General features: G+C 65.2%; 19 protein-coding genes and 1 pseudogene. 8 read left to right on the top strand and 12 right to left on the bottom strand.

Features of this window, described 5'->3' with window-relative positions; translation table 11 throughout:
• The first annotated feature begins 235 nt into the window (after window positions 1-235).
• Window positions 236-1,837: a methyl-accepting chemotaxis protein gene (locus OKW40_RS10430; RefSeq protein WP_429489615.1), complete on the top strand. Its 1,602-nt coding sequence runs from the start codon at window positions 236-238 to the stop codon at window positions 1,835-1,837.
• A 16-nt stretch (window positions 1,838-1,853) separates the two neighbouring features.
• On the opposite strand, the pseudogene OKW40_RS10425 reads toward OKW40_RS10430, so the two are convergent.
• Window positions 1,854-2,255: pseudogene (locus OKW40_RS10425) on the bottom strand (efflux transporter periplasmic adaptor subunit); the annotation flags it as partial.
• A 115-nt stretch (window positions 2,256-2,370) separates the two neighbouring features.
• Between OKW40_RS10425 and OKW40_RS10420 the strand changes: the two are divergent.
• The 4 genes from OKW40_RS10420 to OKW40_RS10405 all read left to right on the top strand — a co-directional run bounded on the left by OKW40_RS10420 (window position 2,371) and on the right by OKW40_RS10405 (window position 6,001).
• Window positions 2,371-3,687: a DUF2974 domain-containing protein gene (locus OKW40_RS10420; protein WP_184063614.1), complete on the top strand. Its 1,317-nt coding sequence runs from the start codon at window positions 2,371-2,373 to the stop codon at window positions 3,685-3,687.
• Between the two features lie 14 nt (window positions 3,688-3,701).
• Window positions 3,702-4,523, top strand: a complete 822-nt coding sequence (locus OKW40_RS10415; RefSeq protein ID WP_429489613.1) for an ankyrin repeat domain-containing protein — start codon at window positions 3,702-3,704, stop codon at window positions 4,521-4,523.
• Between the two features lie 98 nt (window positions 4,524-4,621).
• Window positions 4,622-5,443 (top strand): ankyrin repeat domain-containing protein, encoded by an 822-nt coding sequence (locus OKW40_RS10410; protein ID WP_184021769.1) that lies wholly within the window; start codon window positions 4,622-4,624, stop codon window positions 5,441-5,443.
• An 18-nt stretch (window positions 5,444-5,461) separates the two neighbouring features.
• Window positions 5,462-6,001, top strand: a complete 540-nt coding sequence (locus tag OKW40_RS10405; RefSeq protein ID WP_429489611.1) for an ankyrin repeat domain-containing protein — start codon at window positions 5,462-5,464, stop codon at window positions 5,999-6,001.
• 536 nt (window positions 6,002-6,537) lie between these two features.
• Here the strand turns inward: OKW40_RS10405 and OKW40_RS10400 are convergent.
• Genes OKW40_RS10400 through OKW40_RS10385 form a run of 4 tightly spaced genes read right to left on the bottom strand, consistent with a single transcriptional unit; the run spans window position 6,538 to window position 11,488 of the window.
• A complete protein-coding gene (locus tag OKW40_RS10400; RefSeq protein ID WP_429489610.1) occupies window positions 6,538-7,443 on the bottom strand; it encodes an efflux RND transporter periplasmic adaptor subunit in 906 nt (301 codons plus the stop codon).
• A gap of 13 nt (window positions 7,444-7,456) precedes the next feature.
• Window positions 7,457-7,657, bottom strand: a complete 201-nt coding sequence (locus tag OKW40_RS10395; RefSeq protein ID WP_018421177.1) for a DUF1656 domain-containing protein — start codon at window positions 7,655-7,657, stop codon at window positions 7,457-7,459.
• Window positions 7,647-9,866 (bottom strand): FUSC family protein, encoded by a 2,220-nt coding sequence (locus tag OKW40_RS10390; RefSeq protein WP_429489608.1) that lies wholly within the window; start codon window positions 9,864-9,866, stop codon window positions 7,647-7,649. The genes OKW40_RS10395 and OKW40_RS10390 overlap by 11 nt, the downstream gene beginning before the upstream one ends.
• A gap of 8 nt (window positions 9,867-9,874) precedes the next feature.
• The gene (locus OKW40_RS10385; protein WP_429489607.1) at window positions 9,875-11,488 is read right to left on the bottom strand and encodes an efflux transporter outer membrane subunit; all 1,614 of its coding nucleotides are present in this window, start codon (window positions 11,486-11,488) and stop codon (window positions 9,875-9,877) included.
• Between the two features lie 155 nt (window positions 11,489-11,643).
• On the opposite strand from OKW40_RS10385, the gene OKW40_RS10380 reads away from it, so the two are divergent.
• The gene (locus tag OKW40_RS10380) at window positions 11,644-12,582 is read left to right on the top strand and encodes a LysR family transcriptional regulator (protein ID WP_184021783.1); all 939 of its coding nucleotides are present in this window, start codon (window positions 11,644-11,646) and stop codon (window positions 12,580-12,582) included.
• A 238-nt stretch (window positions 12,583-12,820) separates the two neighbouring features.
• A complete protein-coding gene (locus OKW40_RS10375) occupies window positions 12,821-12,973 on the top strand; it encodes a hypothetical protein (RefSeq protein ID WP_167544144.1) in 153 nt (50 codons plus the stop codon).
• A 46-nt stretch (window positions 12,974-13,019) separates the two neighbouring features.
• Here OKW40_RS10375 and OKW40_RS10370 read toward each other — a convergent pair whose 3' ends face one another.
• From OKW40_RS10370 to wrbA, 4 genes are read right to left on the bottom strand one after another with little or no spacing between them, the layout of a single operon-like run.
• On the bottom strand, window positions 13,020-13,826 hold the full coding sequence (locus tag OKW40_RS10370) for a metallophosphoesterase (protein ID WP_184063637.1): 807 nt from the start codon (window positions 13,824-13,826) through the stop codon (window positions 13,020-13,022).
• Window positions 13,827-13,878: 52 nt separating this feature from the next.
• A complete protein-coding gene (locus OKW40_RS10365; RefSeq protein ID WP_429489605.1) occupies window positions 13,879-15,297 on the bottom strand; it encodes an FAD-binding oxidoreductase in 1,419 nt (472 codons plus the stop codon).
• A 32-nt stretch (window positions 15,298-15,329) separates the two neighbouring features.
• Window positions 15,330-15,887 (bottom strand): DUF2069 domain-containing protein, encoded by a 558-nt coding sequence (locus tag OKW40_RS10360; RefSeq protein ID WP_429489603.1) that lies wholly within the window; start codon window positions 15,885-15,887, stop codon window positions 15,330-15,332.
• Between the two features lie 10 nt (window positions 15,888-15,897).
• A complete protein-coding gene (gene wrbA / locus OKW40_RS10355; protein ID WP_184063646.1) occupies window positions 15,898-16,500 on the bottom strand; it encodes an NAD(P)H:quinone oxidoreductase in 603 nt (200 codons plus the stop codon).
• A gap of 142 nt (window positions 16,501-16,642) precedes the next feature.
• Between wrbA and OKW40_RS10350 the strand changes: the two genes are divergently transcribed.
• Window positions 16,643-17,956 (top strand): YihY family inner membrane protein, encoded by a 1,314-nt coding sequence (locus OKW40_RS10350; RefSeq protein WP_429489601.1) that lies wholly within the window; start codon window positions 16,643-16,645, stop codon window positions 17,954-17,956.
• Between the two features lie 34 nt (window positions 17,957-17,990).
• On the opposite strand, the gene OKW40_RS10345 is transcribed toward OKW40_RS10350, so the two are convergent.
• The 3 genes from OKW40_RS10345 to OKW40_RS10335 all read right to left on the bottom strand — a co-directional run bounded on the left by OKW40_RS10345 (window position 17,991) and on the right by OKW40_RS10335 (window position 20,757).
• A complete protein-coding gene (locus OKW40_RS10345) occupies window positions 17,991-18,311 on the bottom strand; it encodes an Mpo1-like protein (protein WP_184006183.1) in 321 nt (106 codons plus the stop codon).
• A 221-nt stretch (window positions 18,312-18,532) separates the two neighbouring features.
• Window positions 18,533-19,366, bottom strand: a complete 834-nt coding sequence (locus OKW40_RS10340) for an alpha/beta fold hydrolase (RefSeq protein WP_429489599.1) — start codon at window positions 19,364-19,366, stop codon at window positions 18,533-18,535.
• Window positions 19,363-20,757: an O-acetylhomoserine aminocarboxypropyltransferase gene (locus tag OKW40_RS10335; protein WP_429489597.1), complete on the bottom strand. Its 1,395-nt coding sequence runs from the start codon at window positions 20,755-20,757 to the stop codon at window positions 19,363-19,365. Before OKW40_RS10335 ends, OKW40_RS10340 begins: the two co-directional genes overlap by 4 nt.
• Between the last annotated feature and the right edge of the window lie 89 nt (window positions 20,758-20,846).

The following is a 20,846-nucleotide window of genomic DNA, read 5'->3' as shown; positions in this document are numbered from 1 at the left end:
GCCTGAAGAAACTTTTTTTTGGCGAGTTTTTGGCCACGGTATAAAGCGCTCGCGATTGCGCGGCTCACGAAGCGGCGCGTCGAACATGGAACCGGGAACGGCAAGCGGCGCACGACCCGCCCCGGCCTGCACAAGCGAAATTCAAGATCGCGGGGCGGGCTGCCGTAGACCCGGAGAGATAAGTGATGATGCCGGAACCGACTGTCCGGCGCGTCGACATGTGGGGACGGGGATGATGAAAGCAGTGGCACGCAGCGCAGCGGCAACGAAGTTCAACGGCCTGTCGGTCAAGGCGACGCTGCGGATCGCGTTTGCGATTCTGCTCGCCGGCACGCTGCTGATCGGCGTGTTTTCGCTGCTGCAGATCGGCCGGCTGAACGCGTCCGCGCAATCGATCTACGACCAGGGCCACGTCGCGAGCCGCGCCGCCGAGGAAGCGCGCGGCCACATGCTGCGCGCGAGCCGCGCGCAAAAGATGCTGCTGACCGCGACCACCGCGAAGGAGCGCGACGAACTCGGGGCCGACATCGAGCGCGGCCTCGCGGGTCTCAACGAGCAGCTGGGCACGCTCCAGCAGTACGTCGATAAGTCGGACGCGAAGGCGGTCGGCGCGCAGAAGGCGTTCACCGCGGCGGTCGCGGCATGGAGCGGTCACCTGCGCGACTTCGTCACGCTCGTGAAAGCGCAGCCGCTCGATCTGTCGCAGATGAACTGGCAGGTCGGCACGCAGGACGTGTCGCTGCTCGTCGAAACCGGCAAGCTCGAAAAGCTCGTCGACGAACTCGTCGCGCAGCGCGGCACCGCCGCGAAGGCGACGATCGACGCGTCCGGTTTCATCTATCACTCGTCGTTCGTGATGATCGCGGTGATGACGTTCGCACTGATCGTGCTCGCGATCGGCATCGCCGCGTGGGTCGTGCGGCGCCTCACCGCGCAGCTCGGCGGCGAGCCCGCGTACGCGAAGGAGATCGCGCGCCGCATCGCCGCGGGCGATCTGTCGAATCGCATCGCGCTCGGCGGCAAGGACCGTGCGAGCATGCTGTTCGCGCTGTCCGACATGCAAAGCGGACTCGCGACGACGGTTGCCGACATCGCGTCGAGCGCCGATGCGATCGCGACCGCGTCCGCGCAGATTTCGATGGGCAACCTCGATCTGTCGCAGCGTACCGAGCAGCAGGCGCTTGCGCTCGAGCGCACCGCGAGCAGCATGGAGCAACTGACCTCGACGGTGCGTCAGAACGCCGACAACGCAAAGCAGGCGAGCACGCTCGCGAACAACGCGTCGGCGATCGCCGAGCAGGGCGGCGCGGTCGTGAGCCGCGTGGTCGCGACGATGAACGACATCAACGACAGCGCGCGCAGCATCGGCGACATCATCGGCGTGATCGAGGGGATCGCGTTTCAGACCAACATCCTCGCGCTGAACGCGGCCGTCGAGGCGGCGCGCGCGGGCGAGGAAGGGCGCGGCTTTTCGGTCGTCGCGGCGGAAGTGCGCAATCTCGCGCAGCGCAGCGCGGCGGCCGCGAAGGAGATCAAGGGCTTGATCCAGACTTCGGTCGAGCGCGTCGGCAACGGCTCGACGCTCGCCGCTGACGCCGGTCAGACGATGGACGAAGTCGTCAAGGCCGTGAAGCGCGTGACCGACATCATGGGCGAGATTTCGGCGGCGTCGTCCGAGCAGAGCGCCGGTATCGAGGCGATCAGTCTCGCGGTCACGCAGATGGACTCGGGCACGCAGCAGAACGCCGCGCTGGTGGAGGAGGCCACCGCCGCGGCCCGCTCGCTCGACGATCAGGCGCGCGGGCTGAAGGCGATGGTGGGGCAGTTCAGGCTATAAAAAGGCGGCGCGGGCGTCAGCTCGCGTTGGCCGCCGAGGAGCCGGAGCCCGTCCCCGGCCGCACCACCACCGTGCAGGTCGTGCCCGCCGCCAGCATCACGTCGGGCGGCACCGAGTCGATCCGCACGCGCACCGGCACGCGCTGCGCGAGGCGCACCCAGTTGAAGGTCGGATTCACGTCCGCGAGCAGTTCGTGGCTTTGCGGATTGTCGCGGTCGTAGATGCTGCGCGAGATGCTCTCCACGTGGCCTTTCAGCATGCCGCCGCTCATCAGCCGCACTTCGGCCTGATCGCCGACGCGCACGTGCGGCAGCTTGGTTTCCTCGAAGTAGCGATACACCCAGAACGAGTGACTATCGACGATCGCGAGCTTCGCGGCGCCGGCCGTCGGATAGTCGCCGCGGAACACGGACAGGTTCATCGAAAGCTGTGGAGATTTTGGGCCGTCGCCCATGTACGGACTGCCTGTCGCACGGTAATTATCTGACTGCTGTCACCCCGGCAGCGACTTCAGATAGACCATCGACACACCTATGTCCCTGTCCGTATTTGAGATGCACTCCCTGGAGCTTTTCTGCCAGCGGCCACCGGGTACCTGTTACGTCATCTGCGACGAATGGCACTATAAAGCGTGCCTCGGCAAGGCCGCAGACCTTCAGAGAGCCAGGGCGGAGACCCGGGAATTTCTTGCTATCGCCACACTGAATCGCGGAAAGTGGGAGGAGGACCGGAAGCTGGTCAGGAATCTCATCGACAGTCACTGGCTGTTTTTTCATGATGTACGGGACCGGAACCCTGACACCGATGGCTGGCGGGTCATCGTTGCTCTGTTCGAAGAGATGCGCCGGGGCAAACTGCTTGCCGTTAAAGGTCCGCGTAATGGCCTGTTTCCGTCACCGTACAGCGGCACGCCGTTAATGAATCCCGAAGGGAGGACCGGCAGTCACCCGGACGGTGAACCTGTGCTGTCCGTCCAGTATGATCCGGCCACCTGGCAAACGCAGCTGAACGCTGCGCGCGCAGCCCGGGCGACACCGCCGCGCATCGAGATACCACAGGCACTGACCAAGGCGCAGCGGTGGCAGACGCGCAAGGCGCTGATTGCGGCGGGCAATGCGACCATGTCCGGGCGCGTGCGGGCAGCGGCTGAACGGCTTGCGCGCAACAATGTCGCGGTGGAGAAGGCCAGACTCTCCGATCATGTCTACGAGCCGTCCAGGCCGGTGCCCGAAGGGTGGACGAACCGCAGCGGGGATATGGAATTTCTGGATTGGTATGGCTTGAAGCCGAAAGACCTGAAAATCAAGGGTTCCAATTTTGGAGCGCAGCTATACGAACCCGATCGTCATGTCTTCGGCGACGATATGAAGCCCACCCTCGCCTTCAAGGGAACCGAAATGACGAGCCTGGCCGACTGGTCGAACAACTTTAGCCAAAGCGTGGATAGGGAATCGCCCTATTACGAGAGGGCTGTCAATACAGGCAAAAAATTAGCCTTCTCAGCAGAACCTATCGACATAACGGGTCACTCGTTAGGCGGTGGCCTGTGTTCGGCTGCATCCGTCGCCAGCGGCAAGGACTGCTGGAGCTTCAATGCAGCGGGCCTGCACCCGAAGACGGTCCAGCATTACGGCGGCCAGGTCACGCCATCGAACATCAATGCGTACCATGTGAACGGCGACATTCTGACCGTGGCACAGACGTGGACGCCCCTACCCGGTGCAGCCGGTACTGCCTATCCCCTGCCCGGCAGCGGATCGCCGGTGTCGCGGCACTTCATCAGGCAGGCAATAGACGGCATCGAGCAGCAGAAGGCGGAGGACATCTCCGTACTTGAAACACTGTCATAACGGGGCTGAAAGCGATGAAAACACTCAGCCGAATTCTTATCGTGCCGGTGCTGTTACTGGCGCTATCCCCTGTAGTTCATGCAATGAAAAAATTTCCCGCCACTGATTTTTTTAGCGGCCCGCAACTCGAACTGGCGCAGGCCATCGAGCGAGGTGATATGGAGCAGGTCCGGCGATTGGCCCCGAAGACAGACCTGAACACGCCCGGACGCAAGAACATGACGATGCTGTTTTTTGCGTTTCAGGAGGCGTTGCAGCGCGACCCGCATCGGCTTGCGGTTGCGTCGGAGGTGGTGAGGGCGGGGGCCGATTCCTTGCAGGAAGTGCCGAATTTTGGCGATCCGCTCGGGGTCGTGCTCAACAGCTCGCACCCGGAATTCCTGCGTGCGATGCTAGACGGCGGTGTTGATCCAAACTTGATTTCAGAAGGCACCCCGATAATTTTTGATGTTGCAAAGGAGTCGACATCTGGTTCGCTCAGGCTGCTGGTGGAGCGTGGCGCAGATGTGAACCGGCGCGATTCGTTGCGTAATTCAGTGCTATTTGAAGCATTGATGAACAACGTACTCGACCAGATTGACTACCTTCTCGATCACGGCGCAAACCCGTCTACTTACAACATCAACGGAGTATCGTTCCCATTCGCGCTTTCACATGACATCAACAGAAACGCCTCCGCGCCTGATTCACCAGCCTACATGAAGCTGGTCGAAATCCGGGATCGCATCATCAAGATGGGCGTGAAATGGCCTCCGGAGACTCCGGAACAGATAAAAGCACGTTGGGGAGCCAATCCTCCGCGACGGCTCGATGACAGCAAGCTTCCGCTACCTTGAGGCAGAAACCGGAAGAGCTACATCCGGGTAGCCCTCAGACTGCTGACCAACCCCACGTTTTTCGGAGCGTGGGGTTTTGTTTTTTCAGGCAAGAAGCGATGAAAACACTCAGCCGAATCCTTATCGTGCCGGTGCTGTTACTGGCGCTGTCCCCTGTGGTTCATGCAATGAAAAAATTTCCCGCCACTGATTTTTTTAGCGGCCCGCAACTCGAACTGGCGCAGGCCATCGAGCGAGGTGACATGGAGCAGGTCCGGCGGCTGGCACCGAAGACGGACCTGAACACGCCCGGACGCAAGAACATGACGATGCTGTTTTTTGCCTTTCAGGAGGCGTTGCAGCGCGACCCGCATCGGCTTGCGGTTGCGTCGGAGGTGGTGAGGGCCGGGGCCGATCCCTTGCAGGCCGTACCGGATTTTGGCAGCCCCCTCGGGGTCGTGCTCAACAGCTCCCACCCGGAATTCCTGCGCGCGATGCTGGACGGGGGCGTTGATCCTAATCTGGTCTACAAGGGAGATCCATTAATTTTCTTTGTTGCAGGAGAGTCGACATCTGGCTCACTCAAGCTGCTGGTGGAGCGTGGCGCGGATGTGAACCGGCGCGATTCGTTGCGTAATTCAGTGCTGTATGAGGCGCTGGCAAATCGCGCACTAGATCAAATTGACTACTTGCTGGATCATGGGGCGAACCCCGACACCTACGATATCAAAGGCCTGTCGTTTCCTCAGGCGCTATCAACGCGCATTGCCGATAACGCATCCGCGCCCAATTCTCCGACCTACATGAAGCTAATCGAGATTCGGGATCGCATCATCAGGATGGGCGTGAAATGGCCCCCGAAGACACCGGCACAGATACGGGCGCGCTGGGGGGCAAACGCACCACGTTGGCTCGATGACAGCAAGCTTCCGCTGCCTTGAATAACGTGGCTGAAAGCGATGAAAACACTCAGCGGAATTCTTGTCGTGCCGGTGCTATTACTGGCGCTATCCCCTGTGGTTCATGCAATGAAAAAATTTCCCGCCACTGATTTTTTTAGCGGCCCGCAACTCGAACTGGCGCAGGCCATCGAGCGAGGCGACATGGAGCAGGTCCGTCGACTGGCACCGGAGACAGACCTGAACACGCCCGGGCGCAAGAACATGACGATGCTGTTTTTTGCGTTTCAGGAGGCATTGCAGCGCGACCCGCATCGGCTTGCGGTTATGTCGGAGGTGGTGAAGGCCGGAGCCGATCCCTTGCAGGAAGTGCCGAATTTTGGCGATCCGCTCGGGGTCGCGCTCAACAGCTCGCACCCGGAATTCCTGCGTGCGATGCTGGACGGCGATGTTGATCCAAATTTGATATCAGAAGGCACCCCGATAATTTTTGATGTTGCAAGCGATCGTAAATTGGGCTCCATCAAGTTGCTGGTGGAGCGTGGCGCGGATGTGAACCGGCGCGATTCATTGCGAACACATCTCTCTACGAAGCGCTAACTGGCTACGACACCGGGGCAGTCAATTACCTTCTCGATCACGGAGCCAACCCCAACACTTACAACATCAATGGAATCTCATTCCCAAGACAATTGGAATCGCAGATAGAACATATAGGCTCCACCTCTGAATCAGGTGTCAAACTGGTCGAAATCCGAGACCGCATCATCAGGATGGGCGTGAAATGGCCTCCGGAGACTCCGGAACAGATAAAAGCACGTTGGGGAGCCAATCCTCCGCGACGGCTCGATGACAGCAAGCATCCGCTGCCTTGACGCAGAGACCGAAAGGGCAACCTTCGACTGGAAGTCCGCGATGAACCAGTTTGTCATCCTGTTTGGCGAGCGCTTCACGCTGGCGAGGGGGTAGGATTTTTTAAACCGACTCGCACACGAAAAGGCGGATAGGCTCCGGGCACGCAACAGAACGCCGCGCTGGTGGAGGAGGCCACCGCCGCAGCCCGCTCGCTCGACGATCAGGCGCGCGGGCTGAAGGCGATGGTGGGGCAGTTCCGGCTATAAGAGGCGGCGCGGGCGTCAGCTCGCGTTGTTCGACCCGGACACCGACGCCGACGCGGAACCCGTCCCCGGCCGCACCACCACCGTGCAGGTCGTGCCCGCCGCCAACATCACGTCCGCGGGTACCGAGTCGATCCGCACGCGCACCGGCACGCGCTGCGCGAGGCGCACCCAGTTGAAGGTCGGATTCACGTCCGCGAGCAGCTCGTGGCTTTGCGGATTGTCGCGGTCGTAGATGCCGCGCGAGATGCTCTCCACGTGGCCTTGCAGCGTGCCGCCGCTCATCAGCCGCACTTCGGCCTGATCGCCGACGCGCACGTGCGGCAGCTTGGTTTCCTCGAAGTAGCCATACACCCAGAACGAGTGACTATCGACGATCGCGAGCTTCGCCGCGCCCGCGCTCGCATAGTCGCCGCGGAACACGGACAGGTTCGTCACGTAGCCGTCGACCGGCGACACCACGCGCGTGCGTTCGAGGTTCAGCTTCGCGGCGTCGAGCGCGGCGAGTGCCTGCTGATAGGCGGCATCGGCGGCGGACGCGGTATGCGTCGCGTTTTCGCGGCTTTCCTTCGACACCACCTGCGAATCCATGTCGGCACGCCGTTGCGCGTCGTCGCGCTTCATCTGCAATTCGGCCTTGCGCGCGGCAACGGCGGCCTGCGCCTGCTCGACCGCGATCTGGTAATGCGACGGATCGATCTGCATCAGCAGGTCGCCCTTCTTCACGAACTGGTTGTCCTTGACCGGCAGATCGACGATCGCGCCCGACACGTCCGGCGCGACGTTGACGATCTCGGCGCGCACGCGGCCGTCGCGGGTCCACGGTTCGTCCATGTAATGGACCCACAGCACGCGGCCAATCACGATCGCGACGATGAAAATGACGGCTGTCGCGATGAAGCCCACAAGATTTCGGATGGTCATGTTTCGACTCTGATCAACGATAAACGGCGAGGCCGAGAAGGCCGCACACGGACACGAGCAAGCTGGCCCGGAACAGGGAGGGGTGCCACACCACGCGATAGAGGCCCGTATAGGCGATCACGCGATCGACGAGCCAGGTCAGCGCGGCGCCCGCGATGAACAGCAGCACAATGGCCGGCACATAGGCATCGAGCACGGCGATATCACGCGGCATGAGGAACTCCTTCTTCTTCTGATGCGTCCGCGCGCGCGCCGATCGCCGAGGCAAGCGGCGACTGCGGATCGAGCAGCGCGGTACGGATGAAATGCAGTTGACTGAGGATGCGCAACAGCTGATGGCGTTCTTCACGCGATGGCGTGAAGCCGGCCATCAGCTGCTGCACTTGCGCGATCGCATCGGCGGTCGCCGCGAGCGCGCGCGCGAAGTGCTGCTGCCGCGGCCGCTCGAACAGCGCCGCGAGCGCATCGCGCAGCGCGCGCAGCGCGACGCGCCACGGTGCCGCTTTGTGGTAGCGCGGCTCGTTGGGCAGCGTCGCGATTTCGCGGCGCAGGTCGATCACCGCGTTGCCGATCTCCAACACCGAAAACAGCCAGCGCAGCGTGTCGCGCTTCGTTTCGGGCTCGTTCTGCGACAGCGCGTCGATCTGGAACATCAGATCGCGCGCGCCGCTTTCGAAACGCGAGCGCACGCGTGCCAGACCCGCGCGGCCGGCCAGCAGCACCTGGCGGCGCAGGTCGACGAGCAGGCGGTTGCGCAGCCACGGCGTCGACGGCGGCAGCAGCACCGCGAACGCGATCGACGACACCAGCATCGACAGCACCAGCGCGAGCGCGTCGTTCATGAACGCGCTCGGGTCGTAGTGAATCACGTTGTCGGGGCCGGCGAGGAAGCAGAAGAAGATGCAGTAGCCGACGCCGTAGCCCGCGAGCGTCGCACGCGTGGTCATCAACACGCCGAGCAGCAGGAACGGCGTGAGCGCGACGCACAGCATCACGAAGCCGTCGATGTGCGGATACACGCCGAACACCGCGATCATGCCCATCAGCGTCGCGAGCACCGTGCCGCCGGCCATCTTGAACGCGGTGCGCTTCGGATCCGGCGACGCCGACGCGAGCGCGCACACGGTCGCTGCGACCAGCGTCAACGTCGAGCCGCTCGGCCAAGCGGTGGCGATCCAGAACGCCCCGAGCACCATCATCACGATGGCCGCGCGCAGGCCCGCGACGCCGGCCGCGATCGCGTTGGTTTTCGGCTCGTAGCGCTCGATCCAGCGTTCGCGCGCGTGCTTATCGACGGCGAGCGACGCGTAGGTCGCCGCGTACGCATGCAGGTCGTCGATGAAGCGGTACAGCAGCTCGGCGCCCGTGTCGAAATCGAGCAGCGGCGCGTCGGGGTGCGTTTCGAGTTCGTCGCGCGTCGCGCGCACGCGTTTGGGCAACTCGCTTCTGTAGGTGTCGAGCTGGGCCGCGGCGTGCGCGGCGTCGGCCGCGCTCAGCACCGGCTCGCCCGACTTCGCGAGCAACGGCGCGATCTCCTTGAAGTACGGTTCGAGCGCGGCGATCGCGATCGCCGCGCCGTGCGTGCCGCTGTCGCGCAGACGGTTCATCAGCTGATGCAGCGCGTGAAAGCGCGTCGACGCGGTCATGAACTCGCTGTTCAGACGCGCGAGGCGCCCGCCGCGCATCCGCGAATCGGGGCCTTCGAACACGGCGATGCTGCGCGCGGCCTCGAAGCCGACGATGTCGGCGACGAAGCGCGCATTGGTCGCCTCGATCTGGGCGCGGTCGTTGCGCCCGGCAAGCGACGCCGACACGTACTCGACGAACGCGGAGAAGCGCGCACGCACGGTGCTGCGCATCTGCAGGCCGGCGAACTGCGGAAACACGAGGCCGCTGACCGCGCCCGCGCAGATGATGCCGATCACCACTTCCGCAACCCGCGTGAGCGCGCTCAGGAACGCGCCGTCCGGATGCTGCGAAGCGGGGATGCCGATCAGCGCGGCCGTGTAGCCCGCCAGCACGAAGCCGTACGAACGGAAGTTGCGATTGCGCGCGGCGCCGGCGGTGCAGATGCCGACCCAGATCGCGGTCGTGACGAGGAACAGCTCCGGCTGCTGCGCGAACAGTCCGATCAGCGCGAGCATCACGACGAGACCGACCAGCGTGCCGCAGATCCGATAGAAGCTCTTCGCGAACACTGCGCCGCTTTGCGGCTGCATCACGATGAACACGGTGGTCATCGCGGTGCGGGGCTGCGGCAGATCGAGCTTCATCGCGATGCCGAGCGCGAGGAAGCACGCGGCGAGCGCCTTGAACAGATAGATCCATACGAGGCCGTCGGTGCGCGCCCAGTGGGCGGCGGCTTCGTAGAGCGCGGCGAACGAGGCGGGGCGCGCGCTCGACGGGGAGGGCGAGGAGGACATGGCCTTCCTTACTCGGACGCGGGCGCGTTCGTGGCGCGCGAGGCGGTGGTGGCGGTGATGGCTGCGTTGGTCTTGGCGTTCGCATCCGCTGTTGCCGTGTCGCTACTCGCCGTTCCGCTCTTGATCTCGCCGCTGCCCTTGCCATGCGCCGGCAACGTTTCGTTATCCCGCGGACCGTTGGCCGGATCGTCGAGACCGCCGCCGAGCGCCGTCATCAACGACGCATGCGCGCCGAGCCGCTCGGCCTGCACTTTGGCGACACCTTCCTGCGCGCGCAGCAACTGGTTTTGCGCGACCAGCACGTTCAGATAGTCGGTCAAGCCGCGCCGGTAGCCTTCGCGCGACAGCTCGTAGTTCCTGCGCGCGGCGGCGACCGAGCGGTCGGCGTCGTCGGCCTGGGTGGTCAGCGAACGGATGCGGATCACCTGGTCGGAGATGTCCTTCAGCGCGCCCACGATCGACTGGTTGTAGCGCTCGATGGCCTCGTCGTAGCCCGCCGACGCCGCGCCGAGCTGCGAGCGCAGCCGGCCGCCGTCGAAGATCGGCAGCGTCAGCGCGGGACCCACGCTCCAGCTATGCGACGGATTCTTCAGGAACTGGAACAGCGGCCCCATCGCCGCATAGCCGCCGATCGACGCGAGCAGGTTGATGTCGGGATAGAACCCGGCCTTGGCGACGTCGATGCCGCGCGCCTGCGCGGCGACCGTCCAGCGCGCCGCGACCACGTCCGGCCGGTGGCCGATCAGATCCGCGGGCAGCGCGGCCGGCAAACCAGCCGGCGCGGCGAGCGACAGCGCCGGGCGCTGGATCGCGTCGCCGGCGCCCGGACCCTTGCCCGCGAGCGCGGCCAACTGATTGCGGCCGAGCGCGATCTTCTCCTCGATCGCGTCGATCTGACGCTCGTACTCGGGCATCGGCGTCTCGGCCTGGCTCACTTCGAGCTGCGTGCCGATGCCGCCCTTCAGGCGCCGGTTCGCGAGGTCGACGATCTGCTGCTGTTGCTGCAGCGTGGCCTTCGCAATGTCGAGCAACGCGTAGTTCAGCGACATCTCGATATAGGTGCGCACGACATTCGCCTGCAGTTCGAGCTGCGCGGCGCGCGCGTCGGCGGCGCTGGCGTGCGCGAGGTCGAGCGCGCGCTCGGCGGCGTTCTTGTCCTTGCCCCAGAAATCGAGGTGATACGCGAGGCCGAGCGTGCCGGTGTTGTTCCACGACTGCTCGCCGGCGAGCGGGCCCGGGCCGTAGAACACGTTGTCGGCCCACTGCTGGCGCTGGATCGACAGGCTGCCGTTGACTTGCGGCGCGAGCGCCGCGCGCGCGACGCCGGCCATCGACGCCGCCTCACGCACGCGCGCCTGGGCGACCGCGAGACTGGGATTGCCGGCTTGCGCGTCCGCGATCCACCGGTCCAGCTGCGGATCGTCATAGGCGCGCCACCAGTCGGCGGCTGGCCACTGCGCATCGGCGTTGGCGGCGCGGATTGCGTTGCCCGCATCGAGCGACGCAGGATTGATCGTGTGCGTTTGCGGCGCGACGCCTCCGGTACTTGCGCATCCGGCGATTGTTAATAGGATCGTAAGAACCGCGGCCGCGGCGATCCCTTTGAGTACCGGAGACTGCACGATTTCCTCCAAATTTGACTATAGAAGCTTGTGCGCAATTATATTTTTTGATCGATTGCGGAATAACCGGTAAAGATGCAAGGCATTTTTACCAGACATGAGACAATCGCCATTGCTGATCGTGTAACAATCGATGCCGATTTCTGAGGATAGGTATGGACACGCTTCAAAACATGCGCGTTTTCGTCCGCGTCGTCGAAGCGGGCAGCTTCACGGGCGCCGCACAGCATCTGAATACGACGACGGCCTACGCGTCGCGCGCGGTTTCCGATCTGGAAGCGCATCTGCGCACACGGCTTTTGAACCGGACCACGCGCCGCATCGCGCTGACCGAAGCTGGCGAGCGCTATCTGCAGCGCTGCGAGCAGATTCTCGCGTACGTGGATCAGGCGGAGGCCGAGGCGAGCGACGCGCACGCGCGTCCGTCCGGCAAGCTGAAGGTTCACGCGATGACGAGCTTCGGCCAGCACTACGTGGTGCCGGCCGTAGGCCGTTACCAGCAGCGCTACCCGGACGTGCATATCGAACTGACGCTCGCGCAGCGCATGCCCGATCTGCTCGACGAAGGCTTCGACGTGTCGCTGACGCTCGCGACCGGCCTGCCGGATTCGGGGCTCGTGTCGCAGCGCCTTGGCAGCGCGTTCAGCATTGCGTGCGCGTCGCCGGCGTACCTCGAACGGCGCGGCGTGCCGCAAACGCCTGCGGACCTCGCGCAGCACGCCTGCCTGCAGATGGTGACGCCGGTGAATCCGCCGGACAAATGGACCTTCGACGGCCCGCACGGCGAGGAAGTGGTCTCGCTCGGCGCGGCGACGTTTCAGGTGAACGTGGCCGAGGCGATGGTCGTGGCCGTCGCCCAGGGCATGGGCGTAGCGCTGATTCCGATCTACTCGGCGATCAGCCGTTTGCGCAGCGGCGAACTGGTGTGGCTGATGCCCGGGTACACGTCGCAGCAGATGAATCTGTATGCGCTATATCCGTCGCGGCAGTATCTCGATGCGAAGATCCGCACGTGGGTCGAATTCCTGCGCGACGAGTTGCCTTCGACGCTGGCGGCGGATCAGGAGGAGTTGCGGCAGTTCGCGCGGACCTGAACGGTCTGCTCGTCATGCATTGACGTTCGAGCGGCACGCGGAGTGCGGCACGCGGAGTGGGCACGCGGAGTGGGCACGCGGCGTGACAGCCTGTTACACACGCGCCGCGCCGCAACATTTCTTTACTTCTGCCGCGCAGTCGATTTGTTAACGTGTCGTTCACGCGTCGCCGCTCTGGGCGGACGCGCTGGATTCGCCGCCGTTCGGCGCCTCGTAACCACTGAAGGACGACACATCCATGGATACGCACCTGATGATCGGCTTGGCCGTCATGTTTGGACTGATCGGCGTCGCCGCCTCGCGCGATCTGCTGCGCCGCATGCGCGAACAGCAGCCGCAGCTCGTGCCGGTCGAGGTCGAGTCACAGGATGCGCCGCGGCGCGAGCGGTGAGCGGTGAGCGGCGGCGGGTTGATCTGATGCAAGAGGCCCGCACCCGCTAGATCTCGACGACCTTGTCCCACGCAAACAGCGGATTTTCCCACTGGCGCGTGCGCCGGTCGAAATAGCCGCGCGGATTGCACACGACGCGGGTGCCGTCCACCACGTAGTCGAACGACGTATGCGTGTGGCCATGAATCCACAACGCGACAGGCGCGCGCACGAGCTCGGGCAGATGGTTGACGAAGCCCGCCGACACGCGGTCTTCGGCAAAACGCCCGGCCAGGCTCAGCCGATGCGGCGCGTGATGCGTGACCACGATCGTTTGGCCGGCGAACGGTTTGGCAAGCTCGCTTTCGAGCCACGCGCGCGCATGCTGGTGCAGCGCGAGCGAATCGGCGGGCGTGAAGTCGCGCGCGGCGTCGCGCGGGTCGTGCGGCCAGTTCATCTGGATCAGCCCGCGATAGTCGAGCATGACCCGGCGCGCGGCGACGATCGATTCCTCGATTGCATCCGGTGTCGCGCCGTACAGCGCGAAGTCGGTCCACAACGTCGTGCCGAGCACGCGCCAGCGGCCCTGGCTGTCGACCAGCGCGGCGTTGTTCAGCAGATGCACGTTGTCGACCTGCGCGGCCGCGTCGAGCATCGCGCTCTCCAGCGCGCCGAATTCACCGTCGTAGTACTCGTGATTGCCCGGCACGTAGACGACCGGCACCGCGTCGTCGAACGCCTGCGCGGCCCAGCGCGGGCCGGCCGCATGATTGTGGATGTCGCCCGCCAGCACCACGAGATCCGCCTGCGCATGCGGGATCAGTTCAGGCTCGTCGTTTTCCAGATGCAGATCGGACAGCACGCGAATCTTCACGGACGCGACTCCTGCAAAACGCCTGCGCGCCGGATCGCGCAGGCTTCAGATATTAGCGTAGCACCTTGCCCGGATTCATCAGGTTCAGCGGATCGAGCGCCTGCTTGATCGCGCGCATCATCCGCACCTCGACGTCCTGCTTGTAGCGGGCGGCTTCGTCGATCTTCAACTGGCCGAGTCCGTGTTCCGCGCTGATGCTGCCGCGATGCGCATCGACGCTGTCGTAGACGATCCGGTTGATCGGGCTCTGGTACTGCCGCAGAAACTCCTTCGCATCGACGCCCTCGGGCGCCTGCACGTTGTAGTGCAGATTGCCGTCGCCGAGATGGCCGAACGTGACCATGCGCGCGCCCGGCGCGGCTTGCGCGATTGCCGCATCGGTCGCTTCGATGAAGTGGCCGATGCGTGAAATCGGCACCGCGATGTCGTGCTTGATGTTCAGGCCCTCCTCGGCCTGGGCGAGCGGAATGTGCTCGCGCAGATTCCAGAACGCGCGAGACTGCGCGAGGTTTTCCGCCACCACGGCGTCTTCCACGAGACCTTGTTCGAGCGCGGTTTCCATCAGCCCCTCGAACAGCGTGCGCGCGTGCACTTCGCTTTCGCTGTCCGACAGTTCGAGCAGCACGACCTGCGCATGCGGTTCGGCGAACGGATAACGCATCTGCTCGAAATGCCGGCCGACGAGGCGCAGGCAGAAATCCGACATCAGTTCGAAGCCGGTCAGGAGCGGCCCGGCGACGCGTTGCGTGAGCGCGAGAAAATCGAGCGCCGCATGCGGCGACGCGAGCGCGGCGAGCGCGGTGACGCGCGCGGCCGGCTGCGGATGCAGCTTGAGCACCGCCGCGGTGATCAGGCCAAGCGTGCCTTCCGCGCCGATGAACAGGTCGCGCAGATCGTAGCCGGTGTTGTCCTTGCGCAGCCCGCGCAGGCCGTCCCACAGTTCGCCTTGCGGCGTCACCACTTCGAGGCCGAGGCATAGCTCGCGCGAGTTGCCATAGCGCAGCACGCCGGTGCCGCCCGCGTTGGTCGACAGATTGCCGCCGATCGTGCAGCTGCCTTCGGCGGCGAGGCTCAGCGCAAACAGACGCCCGGCCGCTTCGGCGTGCTTCTGCACGTCGGCGAGGATCACGCCGGCTTCGACCGTGATCGTGTTGTTGTGCGGATCGATGTCGCGCACGCGATTCAGGCGGCGCAGGCTGATGACCGCCTGCGCGCCGCTCGCGTCGGGTGTCGCGCCGCCCGCGAGGCCGGTGTTGCCGCCCTGCGGCACCAGCGCGACGCAATGTTCGACCGCGAGCCTGACGACCGCGGCGGCTTCCGCGGACGTGGCCGGGCACAGCACCGCGCAGGCCGCGCCGGTGTAGCGGCGGCGCCAGTCGGTCAGAAAGGGAGCGGTGTCGTGCGGATCGGTCAGTACGTAAGTCGCGCCGATGGCGTCGCGGCAGGCGGCGAGAAAAGCGGTGTGGGTCATGTGGATCGGTTGATGGTGTTGGGGCCTGGGCGTCAGGCGGGCGGGGTCGGTTCGCTGGCGGCTTGCTGTGCAGCCTGCTTCGCGGCTCGTTTCGCCGCGCGCTTGAACGGTCCGACATACGCGAGTGCGCAGGTGAAGAAGATCATGGCGAGCGCCGCTTGAAGCCAGCCGAGCCGCGCGCTCAAGCCATGATCGCTCCAGCCACGCACGACGCCTTCGGCGAAATACAGCAGGATCAGCATCGACGCCCATTGCATCGTGTAAAGCCGACGTCGCCACACGCCCGGCAACGCGCAGAGTAGCGGCAACGCTTTCAGCACGAGCAGCGAGCCGCCAGAGCGCAACGGCGCGAGCCACCATTCCCATGCGACGGCAAGCACGATCATCGAGACCAGTGTGAAAGCGGCGACGAGCGCAGCGGCAGCTTTGGGTTGCACGGGCACGACGATTGTAGATGCCGACGCGTTGGCCGCGAGGCTTGCGGGCGCCGCGTTCGCGTGGCCCCCGGAATTCGTGGCCGCGAGTTCAGCGCCACCCGCGTCACGACGGGCGTCGTCGCGTTCGGTCGGTTGCGGATCCGGTTCGTTCACGGCTTTACGCTCACGGCCTTTCGGACATCGACGCCGCCGTGCGCCCAACGCGCGCACCAAGCGCAATCGCCAGCGTCCGTTCGTCGGCGGAGATGCCATGGCCGGTCGTGCCCGCGCGCGCGTAATGCGACGCGCCGTACGGCGTGCCGCCGGTCTGCGTGGTGGACAGCGCGCTCTCCGTGTATGGAATGCCGACGATCAGCATGCCGTGATGGAGCAGCGGCAGCATCATCGACAGCAGCGTGGATTCCTGGCCGCCGTGCAGGCTGCCGGTCGACGTGAACACGCAGGCCGGCTTGCCCGACAGTGCACCGGATAGCCACTGCGGCGTGGTGCCGTCGAGAAAGTATTTGAGCGCGGCAGCCATGTTGCCGAAGCGGGTCGGCGAACCGAGCGCGAGGCCCGCGCATTCTTCGAGGTCGCGCAGCTCGACGTACGGTGGTCCTTCGGCGGGAATGTCCGGCTCGCTCGCCTCGCAAACCGTGGAAACCGCCGGCACGGTGCGCACGCGCGCCTGCATGCCGGGGACGCTGTCGACGCCGTGCGCGATCGCCAGCGCGAGCTCGCGGGTGGCGCCGTGACGGCTGTAATAAAGCACGAGAATGTCTTTCATAGGCCTCATCATTGAACGGGTATTATAGGGGTTCGGTCAGTTGCACAGGCCGCTCATAGCCGTTCGGCCAGGAGCTTCGGCCAAACGCCGCGCGGAGTTCCCGCAGTCCCGGTCTGACGGTTCAGCAAGCAAGGAGGCAGGTTTGTTGGTTAGGATGCGTTTCGATCTCGACACGCTCAAACGGCTCGCGCAATTCGCGGCGCAACGCATCGGCGAGGACCGGATTCCGCAGGTCGCGGGCAGCCTGACGTTCACGACGATGCTCGCGCTCGTGCCGCTCGCCACCGTCGCGTTTGCGCTGTTCACCGCGTTTCCGATCTTCAGCTCGTTTCAGGCGTCGCTGCAGTTTTTTCTTGCCGACCACCTGATGCCCGCGCAACTGAACGATCAGATCTTCAAGTATCTGAACCAGTTCGCATCGAAGGCCAAAGGGCTGACCACGATCGGCATGATCATCCTGTTCGTCACCGCGGTGATGACGATGATGACCGTCGAGTCCGCGTTCAATGTGATCTGGCGCGTGCGCAAGGCGCGGCCCGTCGCGCAGCGCATTCTCGTGTACTGGGCGATCATCACGCTCGGTCCGATCCTGATCGGCGTGAGCCTGTCCATCTCGTCGTATGTGTTCACGCAATCGATGTCGTTTAGCGCCGCGCAGCGCATCACACCGCTGATCGAATGGGCGCTCGCGAGCGCCTCGCTGCCGTTCACGATGCTCGCGTTCACGATCCTTTACGTTTATCTGCCGAACTGCCGTGTCGAATGGCGCGACGCGGTGGTCGGCGGCGTGATCGCCGCGGTCGCGTTCGAGCTCGCCAAGCGCGGCTTCGGCTACTACGTGCGCCGTATTCCGACCTATACGGCGGTGTACGGCGCGTTCGCCGCGGTGCCGCTGTTCCTGTTGTGGATGTACCTGTGCTGGTTCATCACGCTGACCGGCGCGATGATCGCATCGGCGTTGCCGGCGATTCGCATCGGTCAGTTTCACCGCCCTGTGTTCGATGGCAGCAATCTGTTCGATTCGCTCGAATTGCTCGCGCGGCTGTGCGAGGCGCGTGAGGGCGGCAGACGCGGCTACACGATGCCCGAGCTTGCCCGGATGCTTCGCCGCGACAAGGATACGACGCTGATGCTGTTGCAGCGTCTCGAGGAGATCGAGTGGATCGCGCGGCTGGAGGAGGACCATACCGGCCCGCACTTCGTGCTCCTCGCGAACCCGGCGCAGGTGACCGTGCAGCGGCTGTACGACCTGTTCGTGATCGACCGCGCGGAGCTTACGTATCAGCTCGAACTCGACTCCACACGCGTGGACGGCGGCATGCTGCTCGCCGCGCTCGACAACGACCAGCTGAAGGTGACGCTCGCCGCGTTGCTCGCCTCGCGCGCGGCGGCACGGGCGGCGCGAGCCGGCGATGGCGAGCGCGCGGCGGCTTCGATGCCGCACCAGGCAGCGTGATAGGGCGGCCAGACTTCGAGCCGCCCCGATAAAACTACAACGAAATCTTCCCCACGCAGATGTCCTTGAACATCACCCAGTCGCCCATCAGGCTGTAAAACGGATGACGGAAGGTGGCAGGCCGGTTCTTTTCGAAGAAGAAATGGCCGACCCACGCGAAGCCGTAGCCGCACACCACGGCCGCCGGCAACCATAGCCAGTCGCCGGTGGCGAGCGCCATCGCGAGGCAGCCAATGACGCCGAGCGAGCCGACGAAATGCAGCCGCCGCGACACGAGATTGCGATGCTCGCTCAGGTAGTACGGATAAAACTCCGCGAAGTTCGCGAAGTGATCGGTATGTGCTGTATGAGCCATGACGGCCTCCGGAAGCTGAGAAAGACAGCTTCGATCATTCTCCGGCGATCGCCTGCCTGGCGCAACCTGGCCATTCGGCAGATGGCGCGGCGGGTTCGGCGTGGGTATCGTGGTCGTTCGGTACTGATTCGGTGGCGATTCGCAACGGCATTCGCAACGGCATTCCCGACGGCCGCCCGCGGAGCGCCGAGGCGCGCGGCGAGCGGCCATCGCGCGCCCCATCAGCGCGCTTCGTGCGGCGGCCCCGAAGCGAAGCCGTACAGCGCATCGAGCGTCGCGTCGGGTTGCTCGGTCATCAACGCGTGGCCCGCATCGAGCGTGACGGTGTCGACCGGCGTGCCCGCCTGCGCGAGCGCATCGGCAAGCGCTTTCGCCGCGCGCGGCGGCGTCATCGCATCGCGCCGGCCAACGATCAGGCGCGTGGCGCAACGCACCTGCGCCGCACGAGCGTGGCCGTCCGCATAGGTATGGCAGGCCGTGAAGTCGGTGTGGAACAGATGCGGCTCGCCGCCGGCGGACACGTGCTCCATCAGCCGCTGGTTCATGCCGTGCAGCCAGAAACCGGGGCCGGGGCACGAGGGCTTCGCGGCGAGCGTCGAATGCGACCACTGGTTGACCATGCCGATTGCCTCGGGCTCGCGATTGAGCGCGGCGTCGAGCAGCGCGTCGGAGACCGTCATCGGCAGCGCGGTGGCGAGCAGCGCAAGATGCGTTGCGCGCTGCGGATAGCGGCCGGCGAAGTCGAGCGCGATCAGCGAGCCCATGCTGTGACCGGCGACGAACGCACGCGTGACGCCCACGGCGTCGAGCAGCGCAGCGAGCCAGTCGGCCAGCGCGGCGATGCTGGCGAGCGCGGGGCCGGCGCTGCGTCGGTGGCCCGGCAGATCGACCGCGAGCACGCCGAAGCCGTGATGCGCGAAGTAGCGGCTTTGCAGCGCCCACACGCTGTGATCGTGCTCGGCACCGTGAATGAACACGGCGGTTGGCAGGCTCGCGTCGAAGGGTTTGCCGCCGGTGTAGGCGTAGGCCGGTTTGCCTTGAACGGTGACGATCATGCGGACTCCGGGCGGGCGGGGGTGCTCGTGGCGGCGGGCGCGGCAGTGGCGGTCTGTTGCGAGGCGCTGCTCGGCGTTGCGGTACGACCGCCGCTCGCCGGTTGCGCGGTTTTTTGCGCGGCCTTCAGCGCGCGCTTGAGATCGTCGATCAGGTCATCCGGATCTTCGAGCCCGATCGACAGACGGATCGTGCCTTCGGTGATACCGGCCGCGGCGAGCGCGGCGGCATCCATGCGGAAGTGCGTCGTCGATGCCGGGTGAATCACCAGCGAGCGCGCGTCGCCGACGTTCGCGAGGTGCGAGAAGAGCGTGAGCGCTTCGATGAAGGCGCGCCCGGCCGCGCGGTCGCCGCGCAGGTTGAAGCTGAACACGGCGCCCGCGCCGCGCGGTAGCAGCCGCCTGGCGAGCGCGTGGTCGGGATGCGTCGGCAACTCGGGATAGGCGACCGATTCGACCGCCGCATGACCGGCGAGAAACTCGACCACGCGCCGTGTGTTGACGACGTGACGCTCCATGCGCAACGGCAGTGTCTCGATGCCTTGCAGCAGCTGCCACGCGGCCTGCGGATGCAGGCACGCGCCGAAGTCGCGCAAGCCTTCCCGACGCGCGCGCAGCAGGAACGGCGCGACGGTGCTTTCCTCGGCGAATACCATGCCGTGGAAACCGTCGTACGGCTCGGTAAATTCGGGAAAGCGGCCGGAAGCCTCGAAGTCGAACGTGCCGCCGTCGACCAGCACCCCGCCGATCGTCGTGCCGTGGCCGCCGAGAAACTTGGTCGCCGAGTGGTAGACGAGGTCGGCGCCGTGCTCGAAGGGGCGCAGCAGGTAGGGCGTCGTGAAGGTCGAGTCGACCAGCAACGGCAGGCGGTGCGCGTGCGCGATCTGTGCGATTGCGGCGATGTCGAGCACGTCGAGGCCCGGATTGCCGAGCGTTTCGCCGAATAGCAGGCGCGTGTTGGGGCGCAGCGCGGCGCGCCACGCGTCGAGGTCGCCGGGCTTGACGAAGGTCGTCTCGATACCGAAGCGTCGCAGCGTGTAATGCAGCAGATTGTGCGAGCCGCCGTACAGCGCGCTCGACGCGACGATGTGCGAACCCGCGCCCATCAGCGTCGCGATCGCCAGATGCAGCGCGGCCTGGCCGCTCGCGGTGCCGATCGCGCCGGCGCCGTTTTCGAGCGCGGCGACGCGCTCCTCGAACACGGCGACGGTCGGATTCGAGATGCGCGAGTAGACGTGGCCGGCGCGCTCCATGTTGAACAGCGCGGCGGCATGATCCGAGTCGCGGAACGAAAACGACGTGGTCTGGTAGATCGGCGTCGCGCGCGCGCCGGTGGCAGGGTCGGGGGCTGCGCCGGCGTGCAGCGCAAGCGTATCGAAACGGTTGGCGGACATCGTGGGCGGCGGGCCGCGAGCGGCCTCGCGAAAGATCGGGGTGGGCGGCCATCCTACCATTGGCGCGCGCCGCTTCAAGCGCGGTTTTC

It is taken from the genome of Paraburkholderia sp. RAU6.4a (genome assembly GCF_050435625.1).
GTDB lineage: Bacteria > Pseudomonadota > Gammaproteobacteria > Burkholderiales > Burkholderiaceae > Paraburkholderia > Paraburkholderia tuberum.
This window is presented reverse-complemented; position numbering and strand designations above follow the sequence as displayed.